This window comes from Pseudomonas sp. RGM 3321 (assembly GCF_022836805.1).
GTDB lineage: Bacteria > Pseudomonadota > Gammaproteobacteria > Pseudomonadales > Pseudomonadaceae > Aquipseudomonas.
This window is the reverse complement of record NZ_JALHBH010000114.1, coordinates 67,485-82,840: the sequence shown is the minus strand read 5'-3', so window position 1 is coordinate 82,840 and position 15,356 is coordinate 67,485. Positions and strand designations below refer to the sequence as shown.

Below are 15,356 nucleotides of genomic sequence, written 5' to 3'. Positions count from 1 at the left end.
TCAGGCGTTCAGCGAACTCAGATAGTCGCCAAACCCGCCTCTGGCTTTTGAGTCCAGGCGGGTACTGGTCGTGACCCGCGGGCGGCAACTCCAGGCGATCCGTGCGCCGATCAACTCCAGCTGGCGAACCAGATGCACGTCTTCGTGGCAGGCCAGTGCCGGAAACCCGCCTGCGCTGATATAGGCAATTGAGCTCACGCCCAGGTTGGCACCGTGAATGTGCCGATGGCCGTCCCGGTGCTGGTAATGCTTGAGGTAAGCCGCCTGCGCAGCCGCCGAGATATCCTTGTTCCAATCGCCGGGCATGACGGTCCCGCATACCGCATCGGCATCCAGTGCCAGTTGCTCGGCAAGCCAGTCATTTGCAACGGTGCTGTCGCCATCGGTGCATGCCAGCCAGCGCGCACCTCGGTCGAGGAGAAACGCTGCTCCTTCGGCGCGTGCCTGCCCGACGTTGCGGGCCGAGACCTCAAGGACCATCACGCCGTGCGCTCGCGCGATGTCTGCCGAGCTGTCGGTGCAACTGTCGAGAACCACCAGCACCTCTACTCGCTCACCCTTGAGATCCGGGTGTTCAGCCGCCTGCTTTATCGTTTCGAGGCACAAATCGAGTAGCTGCTCTTCATTGTGCACCGGTATCAGAATGCCGATCATCGGAGAATTCCTGTTCTGCTACGGAGGTTCCATCACAACTCCACAGGTCCAGCAGGAAATCCTGTTCGTGATGACTGAAAAGACGGTGCATGGTCAAGCGTTCGGCAAGGATGTCGTGTACAGCCTGCGCGTTCAGCGGGCAGCCTTCGATATCAGGGCGCCAGTGACAGGCGAGCAGCTGACCATCGGGTGAAAGCGAGGATAGAGCGCAGTCGATCAGGCGGTGCAGGTCATCGACGTCCAGATAGTAACCCAGCTCGCTGAAGACGATCAGATCAAATTGTCCCTGCGGCCACTGCTGTGGCAAACGGGCCTGCAACACGCGCACATGCGGCATGCCTGCCAGACGCTGGCGTGCCAGTTCCACCGCCAGGTTTGACGTGTCGCAGCACACCAGTGCGTCACAGCGCCCGGCAAGGTCGGCACTGAGTTCGCCGTTGGCGCATCCGGGCTCGAATATCGACTGGTACCGTTCACGGGGCAGGGCCGCAAGTGTCAGCGCACGCTTGCGCCGCTCATACCAGCGTTGCTTGAAGGCCCAAGGGTCATCGTTGTTGCGAAACAGCTCATCGAAATAGCGGTCTTCGACGCTCATACGAATACCACTTCAAATGGTTGCAGGAGTCTTTCCAGGACGGCGGCAGGCAGAACGGGCGCAAGACCGATGTCCGGGTCGCCCTGTAACTGACTGGCGAAGGCCTGAGCGGCATTGCGTTTACGGGCAAGGGTCGCCGGGTCCAACAGCAACTTGCGTGCGCGGTCCCATGGCAGGCGCTCGTCTTCAGGGTCAGCCCAATGCCAGGCCCAGATCGGTACTTCGCAAAGCTGCGCCCCGGTAGACGCACAGGCTCTTGCACTGACGCGGCCAACGGCTTCGTGGTCGCCATGACCATCTTCTGCCCAGGTGGCGAACACTACGTCGGCAGGGCCCAGATGACGTTCAAGAAACTCTGCCAGCTGATCTTCGGATTCGGCCACGGCGCCATCCTGCAAGCCGCAGCGCAGCCACTCAAGACGCTCGAGGGGAATATCGAGACGATTCAAGGCTTCGGCGCTTTCCCAGGGCCGGATTGCAGACAGTCGCTCGATAGGCCAGAGCGTCGAGCCCGGATGGCTGGCGGTGCCGTCAGTGACCGAGATCAACAGCAGATTTCGTTCCAGTTGCGCTAGCTGGCTCATCAAGCCGCCGCATGCCAACACTTCATCGTCCGGGTGCGGGGCGATGATGACCGCCCTGCAATTGTTCGGCACCAGCAGGTCTGCGGTAATCGCAGGTACGCTGCGCAGCTTGCCGGAGGCGTTCCAGGCAGCCAGAGGCGTACCCTGGCCAGACTCGTCGTCGCTCACTACAAAGCCTTCGCTCATGATAGATACGCTCTCATAGTGACCACGTGCGTAAAGCTGGCAGCCGTTTACCCGTCAATTGACCCAGAGCAGCAAGGTCTTGCTCGGCATGACTCTGACGCAGAAAAACCGGCAGGTCGGTGATCAGTCGAGCGAAATGTGGGTCCTTGCAGTAAGGACCGGCACCTACCGCGCGGCCCACATGCTGAATGACCAGCTCCGCAGCTTGCTCGACGTAGGCACGGCAACGTCTTGCAAGCACCTCGGCATTTTCAGCCGGGGCCTGATCCAGATGCGCAGCGGCGGCACGCAGTACATCGATTGCTGCGTGCAGCGCGACATCCACAGCACCCAGGTGCGCAAGAGCGTGCGGCTCTTCGCGTTTGCCGATCTGTGCCAGTAAACGCTGAGCGATGGAGCGTGAAGCACCGTACCAACAGGCCGCGATGCCGATGCCGCCCTGCCAGAAGCCGGGCCGTTCCAGGTAGCCGCCCGGCGCTCCGATCGCTAGCCCGGTAGCGTCCTCGAAGACTACTTCGACGCTGCCGGTGGCGCCCATGCCTATTGCGCGCCAGCCATCACTGGTCATATGCACGCCGGGCTGGTCGAGCCGCACCGCCACCAGTTGCTGGCGATGCTCTTCATCCCATGTGGTAATCAATGCATGGCTCAAGGCCGTAGCACCGGAACACCACGCTTTTCGGCCATTCAGACGAAGTGAATCGCCAGTACCGATGATATTCACCCGTGCCTGCGGCGGCTCTGCCGCCCACATGCCCCAGGTGCTGAATTGTTCGGGGGGCGGGGCACCCAGTTCCACCATGATCGCCAAGGCGTCGGTATGCCCCTCGTACAACTTGCACAACCCCAGGTCATGGCCTGCAATGCAGGCCAGCGCCCGCCAGCGCTCAAGTGTCTGACCGCTGGCAGGCAAGGGGAGCTGATCCAGACCTTCGTTGACCAATGCCTGCAAGCACTCGCCCAGCGCACGCGTATCGGCATAACCGTGCTTGCGCCAGTCGAGAAACTCACTCAAGGCATCGATCATTGCTGGTCTTCGCGCTTCAGTTCGAACAGCAGCAGCGAGCGCGGCGTGACGGTATATTGCGAACCGAACGCAAAGTGCTCCTTGCTGCGGGCATCATCCTGATTGGTGTCGATCAGGCACTCGTAATGGGTGCCTTCAGGCACTTCCGGCAGGGTGAAATTGACCCCGTCGTGGTGCGCGTTGACGACCAGCAGCAGCGTGGCGTCGGCACCTGGACGACGGATACCGGTTTCCTGTGCGCGACCATCCATCAACATGCCCAGGCAACGGCCATTGGCATCGTGCCATTGCTCGACACTCATCTCATCGCCATCCGGAGCGAGCCAGGTCACGTCCTTGACGCCGATTTCTTCGTTGTAATCGCCCACCAGGAAACGGCTGCGGCGCAGGATCGGATAGGTCTGGCGCAGCTTGATCACGCGGGTCACGAACTTGAGCAGCGCTGCGCCGTCCTCGTCCAGATCCCAGTTGATCCAGCCAATTTCGCTGTCCTGACAGTAGGCATTGTTATTGCCGTGCTGAGTACGGGCGAATTCGTCACCGGCGACGATCATCGGCGTACCTTGTGCCAACAGCAAGGTGGCGAAGAAATTACGCATCTGACGCAGACGCAGGGTGTTGATTTCCGGGTCTTCGGTCGGGCCTTCAACGCCGTGGTTCCAGGACACGTTATTGTTGCTGCCGTCCTGGTTGTTTTCGTCGTTGGCTTCGTTGTGCTTGTCGTTGTACGACACCAGGTCGTGCAGCGTGAAGCCGTCGTGCGCGGTGATGAAGTTCACTGACGCCTGCGGACGCCGGCCGCGCTGGTTGAACATGTTGCCGGAGGCAGTCATGCGCGCCGCGAAGTCAGCCAGCTGGCCTTCGTCGCCTTTCCAGAAGGCACGTACGGTGTCACGGAACTTGTCGTTCCATTCCATCCAGCCCGGTGGGAACCCGCCGACCTGATAACCACCAGGGCCACAGTCCCAAGGCTCGGCAACCAATTTGACCTGACGCAGCACCGGGTCCTGACGGCAAGCGACGAGGAAGCTGTGGCGTTCGTCGAAACCGTCGTGGTAACGACCCAGAATGGTTGCGAGGTCGAAGCGGAACCCGTCGACATGCATTTCCGAAGCCCAGTAACGCAGGGAGTCGGTGACCATCTGCAATACGCACGGATGGCTCAGGTCGAGGGTGTTGCCGGTGCCCGAGTCATTGATGTAATAGCGCTTGTCGTCCGGCATCAGCCTGTAATAGGAGGCGTTGTCGATGCCGCGCATGGACAGGGTAGGGCCTAGCTCGTTGCCTTCGGCCGTGTGGTTGTAGACCACATCAAGGATGACCTCCAGCCCGGCATGGTGCAGGTGCGCAACCATTTCCTTGAATTCAGCAATCTTGCCGCTCGCCAGATAACGCGGGTCTGGCGCAAAGAACGCAATACTGTTGTAGCCCCAGTAGTTGGTCATTCCTTTCTGCAGCAGATGCTGGTCGTTGACGAAAGCGTGGATCGGCAGCAGCTCGACGGAGGTCACACCCAGCTTGCGGATATGGTCGACAACGGGAGCTGATCCCAGACCGGCAAACGTGCCGCGCAGCTCTTCGGCAACTTCCGGGTGGCGCATGGTGATGCCGCGCACGTGGGTTTCATAAAAAATGGTCTTGTCCCACGGCGTACCGACGCGCTGATCGCGGCCCCAGGTGTAGGCCTCGTCGATCACTTTGCTTTTCGGTACAAAGGGCGCGCTGTCACGTTCATCGAAGCTCAGGTCGCCGTCAGGATGACCAATGGTGTAACCGAACAGTGCTTCAGACCACTTCAACTCGCCGACCAGTTGCTTGGCATACGGGTCGATCAGCAGTTTGTTGTGGTTGAAGCGATGACCGTTCTTGGGGTCATAAGGGCCGTAGACGCGATAGCCATAGATCAGACCCGGGTGCGCATCTGGCAGATAACCGTGATACGTCTCATCGGTGTATTCCGGAAGTTCGATGCGTTCCAGTTCGATTTCACCGGTCGAGTCAAACAGGCACAACTCTACTTTGGTGGCATTGGCTGAAAACAGGGCAAAGTTGACACCCAGGCCGTCCCAGCTGGCGCCGAGAGGAAAGGGAAGTCCTTCACGAATGCGAGACGGAGTACTGCCTGGGTTGTCTTGCGGGGCTGAATTATCTTCTGCCGGTGTAGTGGACTTCGTATTCATGATGACTTCCTGACGTCGAATGATTTTCTGAGCGGCCAAGGCCGCTATCGAAGCCGCGAGGGCTTCAATATTGACGATAAAGTGTGGGAGTGCCGCAGGCCTCATTTCCGATCAGAGCGAGACCTGCAACAATTGACTGGCGCCCGGCCAGAAGAGTTTCAAGAATTCGACGGCTTGCGTGGCTTCTTGGCAACAGGCTTGGCTGGGGCATCAGTTGGCGCAGCGGCAGCCGGCTTTGCTTTGGGAGCAGGTTTGGGAGCCGCTTTGGCTGCTGGCTTGGGCTTGGCTTCAGCTGCGGGCTTGGCCGCTGGCTTTGCTGCTGGTGCTGACTTCGCCACAGGTTTGGCCGCGCCCTTGGCTGGCGCCTTGGCACTGTCTACTTCAGGCAGCTTGGGCTTGCTCGACTTGCGCACGCTGGACTTGTTCGGTGCCAGGGCTTCGGCTTCTGCAAGCTTGCGCGCCATTTCCCAATGACGCTCGTCGTGTCCAGAGGGCTTACCCTCGGACTCCCAGATCTGGTAAGCAAAATCGCGAATTCTTTTTTCGTCGGCACTCATCTTGAGACTCCCAGCTATTACATAGTTTGAATAAGCAAATTGACGGAAAATCTTTCAAGCGCTGCACTGAGCGGTATCTCCCGAACGTGTGTTGTGACACCGTCGGAAAAGAGTCCTTTCCAGTCAGATCCAGAGTCGGCAAACGGAAGCATAATCCGTGTGTCGCCCCAATTGGCAGCATTAATCAATGGAGTTTGCGCAGTACCCAATAGTTCACTGCTTGTGCGTGGGACTACGATGATAGCGCGCACTCCTTGTGTCTCCCGGGCAAAAGCCATCACGTGCTCGGCGTGGCTACCCTTTATTTCCAGAGGCTGATAACGCCCCTCGCTGAACAGCGTTGGATACTCGGCGCGCAGGTTCAAAACCTTCGCAATCAGCGCCTGTTTGATGCGGCCATCCTGCCAGTTATCGAGCAGGTCAGCAGCGCTTGCATCTTCTGCCAGCGTTTTTTGCCGGGCTGCGTAATCGACCGGTCGCCGGTTGTCCGGATCCACCAGGCTGAAATCCCAGAACTCGGTGCCCTGATACAAATCGGGAACACCGGGTACGCTCAAGCGTAGCAAGGTTTGCGCCAGACTGTTGAGTGCCCCGGCGGTTGCGATACGATTGGCCGTTGCACTCAGTGACTGACGCAACGCCAGCGCTTCAGGAGCCAATAGCAAGCGTTCAAGAAATTCACGGCACGCCGTTTCGTAGGACTGATTCGGTGCGCTCCAGCTGCTTTGCAGCTTGGCTTCGCGAAGGGCTTTTTCCTGCCACTGCACCATGCGTTGCGCGTATGCCTGGTGAGCATCTTCGCCCTCCAGGCTAAGCGGCCAACTGCCTAGCAGCGCTTGATAGAGCATCAGTTCGTCACCCGCACTGATGGCCGGTTCTTCGCCTTTCAGCGGCACCGCCAGCTGTCTCCAGCGCTCTACCTGTTCGGCGTACCACGGCGCGCACTCACTCAAGACAGCAAGGCGTGTACGTGTATCCTCGCCACGCTTGTGATCATGCGTCGCAGTAGTCAGCAAGTTGTCGGGGAATTTTTCCAGACGCTCCAGACAGACCTTATGGAAGTCTTCCACCGGGGCACTGAAATGCTGCGGATGAAAGCCTACGTCGTTGCGCGACAGCAACACTGCAGAGCGATAGAACGAAGTGTCCTCGACTGACTTGGCGGCAACCGGGGAGGTGAGTTGCTGAAACCGTACACACGCATTCTTGTAAAGCTTGCGCAGCGGTCCGCGTGGCAGTTTTCGCCATGCTTCGCCACCCAGCCAGCGTGCCAGATAATCCAGCACTGGCCAGTCGCCTTCGTTCAAAGTGGTGCGCGCGCCGTCCATTGCCTGCTGAAAATAGCGGTCGTCTTCCGCCGAACGGCCGCAAACCGAAATATAAGTGCGGTAGATCGGGAAATTGACTACCAGCGCCAGCAAGGCCCGGCGAATGGCACCCAGCGTGAGGTCACGACTCATCAGGTCGCTGCGTGCAACTTGCAGCAACGACTGCGCGACGTTCTCGAAATCGCCTGCCAGCGTGCCGTGCAGGACCAGATCCCGGGCTACCAGCACTTCCTGATCAAAGTCAGCGGTACGTTCTGTCAGTCGACTCCACAGCTCTCCAAGTGGCTCCTCACCCTTGGGGTCGTGTTGCAACAGGGAGACCTGATTCATGAACTCGTAGCCGGTCGTACCGTCCACGCTCCAGTCTTCACGCAATGGCTCATCCGGCCCCAGAATTTTCTCGACGAAAATAGGCAGGTGATCAATTTGCGCTTCGGCAGGGCGCAGCTTGAGCAGGCTCTTGACCCTGCGATGCAGCTTGCGGCCATAACCACGTGGGTTGGCCAACCCGTCGATGTGGTCGATCCGTAGCCCGTCAACCAGTCCGTCGGCAATCAACTGAAATATCTTTCCGTGGGTGGCTTCAAATACCTGCGGCCGTTCGACACGCAAACCGCCCAGTTCGTTGATGTCGAAGAAGCGCCGCCAATTGATGTCATCACCGGCAGTGCGCCAGCTGGCCAGACGATAGTGCTGACGTTCCAGCAACTGATGCAGACGCTGAAAGCCTTCCGGCTTGCTGGAGTCGAAGTGCGCAAGGATCTGCTCGATGCCTTTGAGCACCTGCGGATCTTTCGCCAGCTCGGCCAGTTCGGTTCTCGCCTGACGTGCGCGTTCGTAGGCTTGCGGGTACTGAGCGAGCGCAGTGAAGCGCTGGCCTATTTCCTTCAATTGTGGGTGTTCGACTGCCTGTAGCAATGAATCATAAGTCAGCGGGCAGATCGGGAAATGATGCTGGTAGTGCTCGATGTAAAACGAGCCGTGCTCGGCGTCGAACCGCAGCGGGATTTCCCCTGCCTGCAGGACAGTGCCGTAATCGCTGCTCAGAAATGGCAGCAGTAGCTGGCCTTCCAGCAACGGGTCCGGCGAATTCCACTGAATATCGAAGAACTCGGCGTACGGGCTGCGACGACCCCATTCCAGCAGGTCCAGCCACCAGGGGTTATCTGCACCACCGACGGCCATGTGGTTGGAGACGATGTCGAGAATCAGCCCCATGCCGTGTTCGCGCAAGGCCGACACCAGGCGCAGCAGGGCAGGCTCGCCTCCCAGTTCCGGATTGATGACGGTCGGGTCGACGACGTCGTAACCATGCATTGAGCCAGCACGCGCCTTGAGCAGCGGCGAGGCATAGACATGGCTGATCCCCAGACTGGCGAAGTAGGGCACCAGTGGCACCGCATCGTCGAGCGTGAAATCTTTATGAAATTGCAAACGCTGGGTAGCGCGCAAAGGCTGTAATGGACGGGTCATTGGTCACGCTCCGCAGCTTGCAGCCGGGATTGGGAGAGCAATTCCAGTCGTCGAGCAGCATTCGGGTTATCAAGCAAGGAGGCTGCATCGCCGGGCAGGCGTCTGCGCCAGTTCGGGTGGCTGTCAATGGTGCCGGGCAGGTTGGCCTGCTCCTCGACACCCAGCGCATCTTCCATCGGCAGCAGCACCAGCGGAGCGCGCGTATGACCCAGATAACGGATGCTCGCGTCGATGATCTGTTCCGGGTCTTCGCTGTCTGACGGCAGGCTTTCGACGTTCTGGCTCAGGGCTCGGCGCAGGCTTGCACATTCGCGCCCGCGTTCTTCACGCCACTGCGATTCATGCTGCTCGTCAATGTGACCCAGCCGTGCATTCCACTCGATGTCCAGCTCGCTGAGCCAGCCTGCCAGTGTCGGCAAATCGTGAGTGCTGGTGGTAGCCAGTGCCTGGTCCGACCAATCAAGAATGGGTTTGAACTGACCGTTATTCTGTTCGAACAGCAGTACGCGCATGCCCAGAATCGCCCGGGCGCTGAGTTTGTCGCTGAGGCCTTCAGGCACAGTGCCCAAGTCTTCACCGAGCACGATCGCCTTGTGCCGCCAGGATTCCAGACTCAGCAGGCGCAGCATGTCATCCAGAGGAAAATTCAGATAAGCGCCTTCGCTGGGCGGCGATCCATGCGGGATGACCCATAGCCGTTGCAGGCCCATGACGTGATCGATACGCAAGCCGCCAGCATGGGCGAAATTGGCACGCAGCATTTCGATGAACGCGCGAAACCCATTACGTTTGAGGCCGTCCGGTGAAAAGGCCGAAATCCCCCAGCTCTGTCCGGCGCGGTTGAGAATGTCGGGTGGTGCGCCAACGGTCAGGGCCGACAGCAACTCGTCCTGACGACTCCAGGCCTGGCTTCCGGCACCATCGGCACCGACAGCCAGGTCAGCGATCAGGCCGATGCGCATGCCACTGCTGCGCGCTGCAGACTGCGCGCGCTCCAGGCCGCGGGCTATTAGCCATTGAGCGAATGCATGAAAACTGATGTGCTCGCTGTGCGCTTCGGCAAATGCTGCAACGGCTTCGCTGCGAGGGTCTTTGAACTCGTTCGGCCATTCATGCCAGTTGTTGCCGATATTCAATGTTTCGAATTCGGCACACAGCGCTTCGAAGCGGCAGTGATTCTCCAGGGCCTCGCCACCGCTGTGGCGGAAGCTGTTGAAGTCTTCGTGCAAGGGGTGATCACCCGCACTGAACCCTTCATACAGCTTGTGCAGCGCTTTCCACTTGGCTTGGGCAGCAGCAGGCCAGTCAATCAACTGCTGTGCTTCCAGTTGCTTCATTTCGTCGCCGACGCGCGCATCTTCTATCGCCTGACGCCATGCATGTTCACCCAGAATGGCACCGGGCGATGCGTACAGGCTGTTGAGAAACAGCCGGCTGGACGGCGAATAAGGGCTGTAACGGTGTGGATCATTGGCGAACATTGCATGAATGGGGCTGATGCCCAGCGCATCGGCGCCGCGCTCTCCGGCAGCGCGAACAACCTTCTCCAGTGCTTCAGTATCGCCAAAACCGCCATCGCCCTCGCGGCGCAGGCTGTAGAGCTGAGCAGTCAAACCCCAGCCATGTGGCTTCGGCGCATCGGTGGCCATTGCCATGCTGAAACAGGTTTTAGGGGCGACAGCGATGGTCAGATGTTGACCGGCAATTTCCAGCTGTTGATAGCCGGGCGGTGCCAGCGCTGGAAGTTCGCCGGACGCGGTGAGCCTGGCGTCCAGCGATGAACCATCTTCGAGGTGCAGCGTGAATGGCGTTTGCGGCGCGAACCACTCGGACAGATCCAGATTACTGTCCGTGTCGACCGTCAGCAGCGGCGGTGCGCTTTTGCCGTGGCTGGCGTTTTGCAGGCTTAGCAGGCTGGCATCGATGGCCTCGCCGTTTTCAGCAGGGTAGCCCAGCGCTTCCAGAACCTTGCGCAGTACATCAGGGCTGACAGTCTGCGGCCGAGCGTTGGCATCGACCCAATGCACCGATAGCCCTGCCTCGGTCGCAAGCCTCTCCAATTGCTCATTGTTCATCCAGTTCCTCCAGAACATCACTTGCTGTCAGGCTGACAATGGCCGTGTAAGGATTGAGGATCGCCTGCGGGGAAAGTTCGGACGATTTTGCCGCGCTGGAGAATATCTGCCGGGCATTTTTCTGCGCCGGGGCATCGACACTCTGTTCGCTGAGGTTAAGGTCGATACGCAGCTCGCTGCCATCGCCCAGCGTCCAGCGTGCACTGACTGCCTTGTCGCCGAGAATATCGGTTTTCAGGAAGCGCGCACCGGCCAGGCGCGGCATGATTTCCTTATGCCGCAAAGCCAGCAACTGTGTATAGAAGTCGACCCAGCTGCGGTGATCCAGGCCTTTGTCGGTCTCAAGATCAATGGCGGAAAACGCCGGACGCGACGCCTCGAATGTCTTGATGTCGTTCGGGTCGGGAATGTGCTCGCGCTTTTCCGGGTCGGCGAACGCGGCAAAGTCGGCAAACTCCTTGCGACGTCCTTCGCGCACTGCATCGGCCAGTTCGCCATGGTGGCTGGTGAAGAACAGAAACGGTTCGCTGGCCGCCCACTCATCGCCCATGAACATCAGCGGAATCATCGGCGAAAGCAGCAACAGGGCGGTTGCGGCCTTCAGCGCAGCAGGCGTGCACAGCTGCGGCAAACGTTCACCGAGTGCGCGGTTGCCGATCTGGTCATGGTTCTGCAGGAACAACACAAAGGCAGTCGGCGCAAGGTGGCCGCTGGGCTCGCCTCGCGTGTGTCCATGCCGCGTCTGTTCGCCCTGATAGACAAACCCTTCGCTGAGCAGGCGCGCAAGCTTTTGCGTAGGCTCCTGAGCGAAGTCGGAATAATAGGCGTCGGTTTCACCGGTCAGCAGCACGTGCAGAGTGTTGTGCCCGTCGTCGTCCCATTGGGCATCGAAGCCTTTTTCCAGAAGACCGGCCTGGTTGAACTCGTTTTCAAGGTTCAGCCACACGTGCCTGCCGGGCTCGATCTGGCCGCGTACGCGAGTTGCGAATTCTGGCAGGAACGTTTCGTCGCGAATGGCATGCACAGCGTCCATGCGCAAGCCGTCGATGCGGTATTCCAGCAGCCACATCAATGCATTGTCGACGAAGAAGTCGCGCACCTGCGGGCGGCGAAAATCGATGGCATCGCCCCACGGGGTATGCAGATCGCTGCGGAAAAACTCCTTGGCGTAACTTCCCAGATAGTTGCCGTCCGGGCCGAAGTGGTTGTACACCACATCCAGTATCACCATCAGACCAAGGCCGTGAGCTGTATCGATCAGGTGCTTGAGCTGTTCCGGAGTGCCATAGGACGATTGCGGAGCGTAGTGCAGAGCGCCGTCGTAGCCCCAGTTGCGATCACCGGGAAACTGCGCAAGTGGCATCAGTTCAATCGCGGTGATGCCCATTTGCGCGAGGCGCGGGAGGTGTTTTTCTACCGCTGCATAGCCGCCCATCGCACCTACATGCAGTTCATAGATTACCGCCTCATGCCACGGTCGGCCGTTCCATGAGGTGTTTTGCCACGAATAGGCCAGAGGGTCGACAACGATGCTTTGCGAATGAACGTCGTCGACCTGCGCGCGAGACGCGGGGTCAGGCACTTCCGGTTCATGGTCGATTTTGAAGCGGTATCGAGTGCCCGCTTCGCACCGGGCCTCAAGGACGAACCAGCCTTCCGACTGGGGCAGCATGGCCAGTGACTGGCCATCCTGCAGTTCGACATTTACGTAGTTGGCATCCGGTGCCCAGAGGGCAAACCGGGTGTGTTCAGTGTCCAACAAAACGGCGCCGTGGCGCCAGTTATCGTCTGTACGCAGTGGCATCCGTTGATCCTTAACCTGGTTAGTTGCTGGAAATGCTCACGTTTTTCTTCAACAGGTCACGGTAGAGATCTGCGTAGGGCTCTACCGCCTGATGCCAGTTGAAGGGAGCGGCCATTGCGCGGCAGCGCATGGCGTTGAGCAGCTCACGGTGGGCGAATACCTGAAACGTACGGTTCAGGGCTTCGGTGTAGCTTTCGATGGTTGATTCCTTGAACAGGAAGCCGGTCACGCCGTCCTCGATCGTGTCCGCCAGTCCGCCTGTGTTACGTGCGACAGGCAGGGAGCCAAAGCGTTGCGCATACATCTGGCTCAGACCGCAGGGTTCATAGCGAGAGGGCATCAACAGAAAATCGCTGCCGGCGAACATGCGTCGTGCGTCGGTTTCATTGAAGCCGATACGCACACCAATACGCCCCGGGAAGCGGGCGGCCAGCTCGCGCATGGCATCTTCTTCCTCAGGCTCGCCGCGACCGATAATTGCGATCTGTCCGCCATTGTTGACGATGTGCTCTGCAACCCCGATGGTCAGGTCCAGCCCTTTTTGGTACACAAGGCGCGAAACCACCGCATACAGCGGCCCGGTCGAGGCATCCAGTTCAAACAGCTCACGCACATAGTCAGCGTTGATTTCCTTGCGCGTCCATTCATTCGGCGCAAAGTGGCAGATCAGGTGTTCGTCGGTCGCTGCATCCCAGCTTTCGTCGATTCCGTTGGGGATGCCGCTGAGCTGGCCCTTGTCAGCCTTGCTCTGCAGAAAGCCTTCCAGGCCGCAACCGAACTCTGGCGTGGTGATTTCCCGAGCGTAGGTGGCACTCACGGTGGTAATGTGGCTCGCGAAGGCCATGCCTGCCTTGATGAAGGACAGCTTGCCGTAGAACTCCATGCCTTCCGGGGTAATCGCTTGATCTGGAATGCCCAGTTCACGACTCGAAGCGGTACTCACGGTCCCCTGATAGGCCAGATTGTGAATGGTGAAGATGCTTGGCGTGGACTGCCCGCGCCAGCGCATGTAGGCAGGTGCCAGACCGGCAGGCCAGTCATGGGCATGGACCAGCTCGGGGCACCACTGGCTTTTCACTTCGCCAGCTGCGAACTCGGCAGCCGCAAGCCCCAGACGGGCAAAACGAATATGGTTATCGGACCAGTCGCGGCCATTGCTGTCGGCGTAAGGCGTGCCCTCACGCTCATAGAGCTCCGGGCAGATCAATACATAGATCACCAGGCCATCTTTCATGTCCATGCGACCCACCTTGCAAGGTGGCAGTGCCGCATGCCCGCCCAACTGGCTGATGATATGGATCGGGTTTCCGCTATTGATGACCTGCGGATAACCTGGGATCAGAACCCGCACGTCATGCAGGTGGCGCATTGCTCGTGGCAGTGCGGCAGATACGTCGCCCAGTCCACCGGTTTTCACAAGGTCGGCCAATTCCGAGGTCACGAATAACACTTTGCGTCTGCTGACCTGAGACATTGTCGGCGTGGGCTGAACTGTCGAGGTTGGTAATTGCAGCAAAGGAACGTTCTTGGTAGAGAAGACTGGCAGATGAGTCAGCTCGCCGACAGGCTGGTTAAAACTCTCTCCCTTCTGGGTTTTGACAGCGGCGCTAATCATCGATTTTTCCCCTTAAAACAGTCTTGGTGCATCACTTGATTTTTATTGGCCATTTCCTATGGCCGGGTACACATACGTGCACTACGCAAGATCAATACCCGTTTGGACCATGCGCAGTGACAAAGCGGCGTGATGTCGCCATTACCGAATGTCAGCCAATAGCATAGATGCTCTATTCACCTGACCGGGGCGTCTTGGAGAAGTTTCGACTTTTTTCTGTGCGAATGTCTGGCATGGGCTTTGACGCCGCGCTCATCGGTACGCTGGAACGGCCAGCCGGGCAGTCGTTGCGCTTTTTTACGGGTGAAATTCGAGTCCCGACCACACATGACCAGTCGTCGGATCGTTCGACAGTCGAGGTCATGGGTTTCTTTCTTGGCGGAAAAAACAGGTGAGAGGAGGCGCTCATGAGCCCTATCGGTGCGTCGCGCCTTTTCTGGGTGCGTCTGGCGGTCAATCTGTGGGCGTGGCGAGAAAATTCCTACATCCGAGCTGGAACATTTTGGGGCGAGGCAGGATAGAATCGGGCCAGACGCTCCAGTCACAGTGCTGGCCCGAAATAGTGTGCTGGCCTGAAATAATTACCTTTTGACTGACTTCACTGAATCACTGATTGAATTGACGAGGATGGAAATGGAAGCCCCCGAGGTACTTGTATTGCAAGCGAGTTACACAAATCCCGTGCACGCTGAGGCGATCGGATCTGTGCTGAACGAATATTCGATGGATGTCATGGGCACAGGTCGGCCTCTGTCGAGCGATACGCGTCAACAGTTGGCTATAGAGCTGGCCAAGCGTCCCTATGCGTTCAGTGTGCTGGCGTTCATTTCCGGGGAGCCGGTAGGGCTGATCAACTGCTTTGAGGGTTTTTCAACCTTTGCCTGCCGTCCGCTGGTTAATATTCACGACGTTGCGGTCGTCTCTCAATACCGGGGCATGGGCATCAGCCAGAAAATGTTGCTCAAGGTGGAAGAAATTGCACGTCAGCGAGGCTGCTGCAAACTGACGCTTGAGGTTCTGGAGGGCAATGAGGCGGCGCAAGGTGCCTACAGGAAGCTCGGTTTCGACAATTACCAGTTGAGCCCTGAAATGGGGCGTGCCATGTTCTGGCAGAAGGCGCTATAAGCTATAAGGTGTAAAGGTACGCAGCAGGTTTGCGTGCAGCCGTATCGAGGGCAAGGGAGGGCTGTTCAGCAGAATCGGACAGGGAAGGGGGTGCAGGCTGTGAGGATAGATCAGGTGGGCAAGCCAGAATATCGGGCTTGCCCTGAAGCGTTT

Annotated in this window: 11 protein-coding genes; 1 reads left to right on the top strand and 10 read right to left on the bottom strand. The window is 58.8% G+C overall.

From position 1 onward, the window contains the following. The 10 genes from RGM3321_RS17695 to glgA all read right to left on the bottom strand — a co-directional run bounded on the left by RGM3321_RS17695 (position 1) and on the right by glgA (position 14,078). On the bottom strand, positions 1–654 hold the full coding sequence (locus tag RGM3321_RS17695) for a glycosyltransferase (RefSeq protein ID WP_244394139.1): 654 nt from the start codon (positions 652–654) through the stop codon (positions 1–3). Continuing rightward, the gene (locus RGM3321_RS17690) at positions 623–1,249 is read right to left on the bottom strand and encodes an SAM-dependent methyltransferase (RefSeq protein WP_244394138.1); all 627 of its coding nucleotides are present in this window, start codon (positions 1,247–1,249) and stop codon (positions 623–625) included. The genes RGM3321_RS17695 and RGM3321_RS17690 overlap by 32 nt, the downstream gene beginning before the upstream one ends. Next, complete coding sequence (locus RGM3321_RS17685; protein WP_244394137.1) at positions 1,246–2,019, bottom strand: PIG-L family deacetylase; 774 nt, start codon at positions 2,017–2,019, stop codon at positions 1,246–1,248. Before RGM3321_RS17685 ends, RGM3321_RS17690 begins: the two co-directional genes overlap by 4 nt. Before the next feature lie 13 nt (positions 2,020–2,032). Beyond that, positions 2,033–3,046: an acyl-CoA dehydrogenase gene (locus tag RGM3321_RS17680; protein ID WP_244394136.1), complete on the bottom strand. Its 1,014-nt coding sequence runs from the start codon at positions 3,044–3,046 to the stop codon at positions 2,033–2,035. Then, positions 3,043–5,226, bottom strand: coding sequence for a glycogen debranching protein GlgX (glgX, locus tag RGM3321_RS17675; RefSeq protein WP_244394135.1), 2,184 nt, complete (start codon positions 5,224–5,226; stop codon positions 3,043–3,045). The genes RGM3321_RS17680 and glgX overlap by 4 nt, the downstream gene beginning before the upstream one ends. A gap of 158 nt (positions 5,227–5,384) precedes the next feature. Then, positions 5,385–5,783: a DUF2934 domain-containing protein gene (locus tag RGM3321_RS17670; RefSeq protein WP_244394134.1), complete on the bottom strand. Its 399-nt coding sequence runs from the start codon at positions 5,781–5,783 to the stop codon at positions 5,385–5,387. Positions 5,784–5,800: 17 nt separating this feature from the next. Continuing rightward, a complete protein-coding gene (locus RGM3321_RS17665) occupies positions 5,801–8,584 on the bottom strand; it encodes a malto-oligosyltrehalose synthase (RefSeq protein ID WP_244394133.1) in 2,784 nt (927 codons plus the stop codon). Further along, a complete protein-coding gene (gene malQ, locus RGM3321_RS17660; protein ID WP_244394132.1) occupies positions 8,581–10,659 on the bottom strand; it encodes a 4-alpha-glucanotransferase in 2,079 nt (692 codons plus the stop codon). Before malQ ends, RGM3321_RS17665 begins: the two co-directional genes overlap by 4 nt. Further along, a complete protein-coding gene (gene treZ, locus RGM3321_RS17655; protein ID WP_244394131.1) occupies positions 10,649–12,463 on the bottom strand; it encodes a malto-oligosyltrehalose trehalohydrolase in 1,815 nt (604 codons plus the stop codon). Before treZ ends, malQ begins: the two co-directional genes overlap by 11 nt. Before the next feature lie 19 nt (positions 12,464–12,482). Further along, entirely contained in the window at positions 12,483–14,078 is a 1,596-nt protein-coding gene (glgA, locus tag RGM3321_RS17650) for a glycogen synthase GlgA (RefSeq protein WP_244394130.1), read from the bottom strand. 633 nt (positions 14,079–14,711) lie between these two features. On the opposite strand from glgA, the gene RGM3321_RS17645 reads away from it, so the two are divergent. After that, the gene (locus RGM3321_RS17645; protein WP_244394129.1) at positions 14,712–15,203 is read left to right on the top strand and encodes a GNAT family N-acetyltransferase; all 492 of its coding nucleotides are present in this window, start codon (positions 14,712–14,714) and stop codon (positions 15,201–15,203) included. Positions 15,204–15,356 lie beyond the last annotated feature (153 nt).

Bases quoted from the DNA above. Each gene is read 5' to 3' on its own strand.
- RGM3321_RS17695 (WP_244394139.1), bottom strand. From the start codon at position 654: ATGATCGGCATTCTGATACCGGTGCACAATGAAGAGCAGCTACTCGAT.
- RGM3321_RS17690 (WP_244394138.1), bottom strand. From the start codon at position 1,249: ATGAGCGTCGAAGACCGCTATTTCGATGAGCTGTTTCGCAACAACGAT.
- RGM3321_RS17685 (WP_244394137.1), bottom strand. From the start codon at position 2,019: ATGAGCGAAGGCTTTGTAGTGAGCGACGACGAGTCTGGCCAGGGTACG.
- RGM3321_RS17680 (WP_244394136.1), bottom strand. From the start codon at position 3,046: ATGATCGATGCCTTGAGTGAGTTTCTCGACTGGCGCAAGCACGGTTAT.
- glgX (WP_244394135.1), bottom strand. From the start codon at position 5,226: ATGAATACGAAGTCCACTACACCGGCAGAAGATAATTCAGCCCCGCAA.
- RGM3321_RS17670 (WP_244394134.1), bottom strand. From the start codon at position 5,783: ATGAGTGCCGACGAAAAAAGAATTCGCGATTTTGCTTACCAGATCTGG.
- RGM3321_RS17665 (WP_244394133.1), bottom strand. From the start codon at position 8,584: ATGACCCGTCCATTACAGCCTTTGCGCGCTACCCAGCGTTTGCAATTT.
- malQ (WP_244394132.1), bottom strand. From the start codon at position 10,659: ATGAACAATGAGCAATTGGAGAGGCTTGCGACCGAGGCAGGGCTATCG.
- treZ (WP_244394131.1), bottom strand. From the start codon at position 12,463: ATGCCACTGCGTACAGACGATAACTGGCGCCACGGCGCCGTTTTGTTG.
- glgA (WP_244394130.1), bottom strand. From the start codon at position 14,078: ATGATTAGCGCCGCTGTCAAAACCCAGAAGGGAGAGAGTTTTAACCAG.
- RGM3321_RS17645 (WP_244394129.1), top strand. From the start codon at position 14,712: ATGGAAGCCCCCGAGGTACTTGTATTGCAAGCGAGTTACACAAATCCC.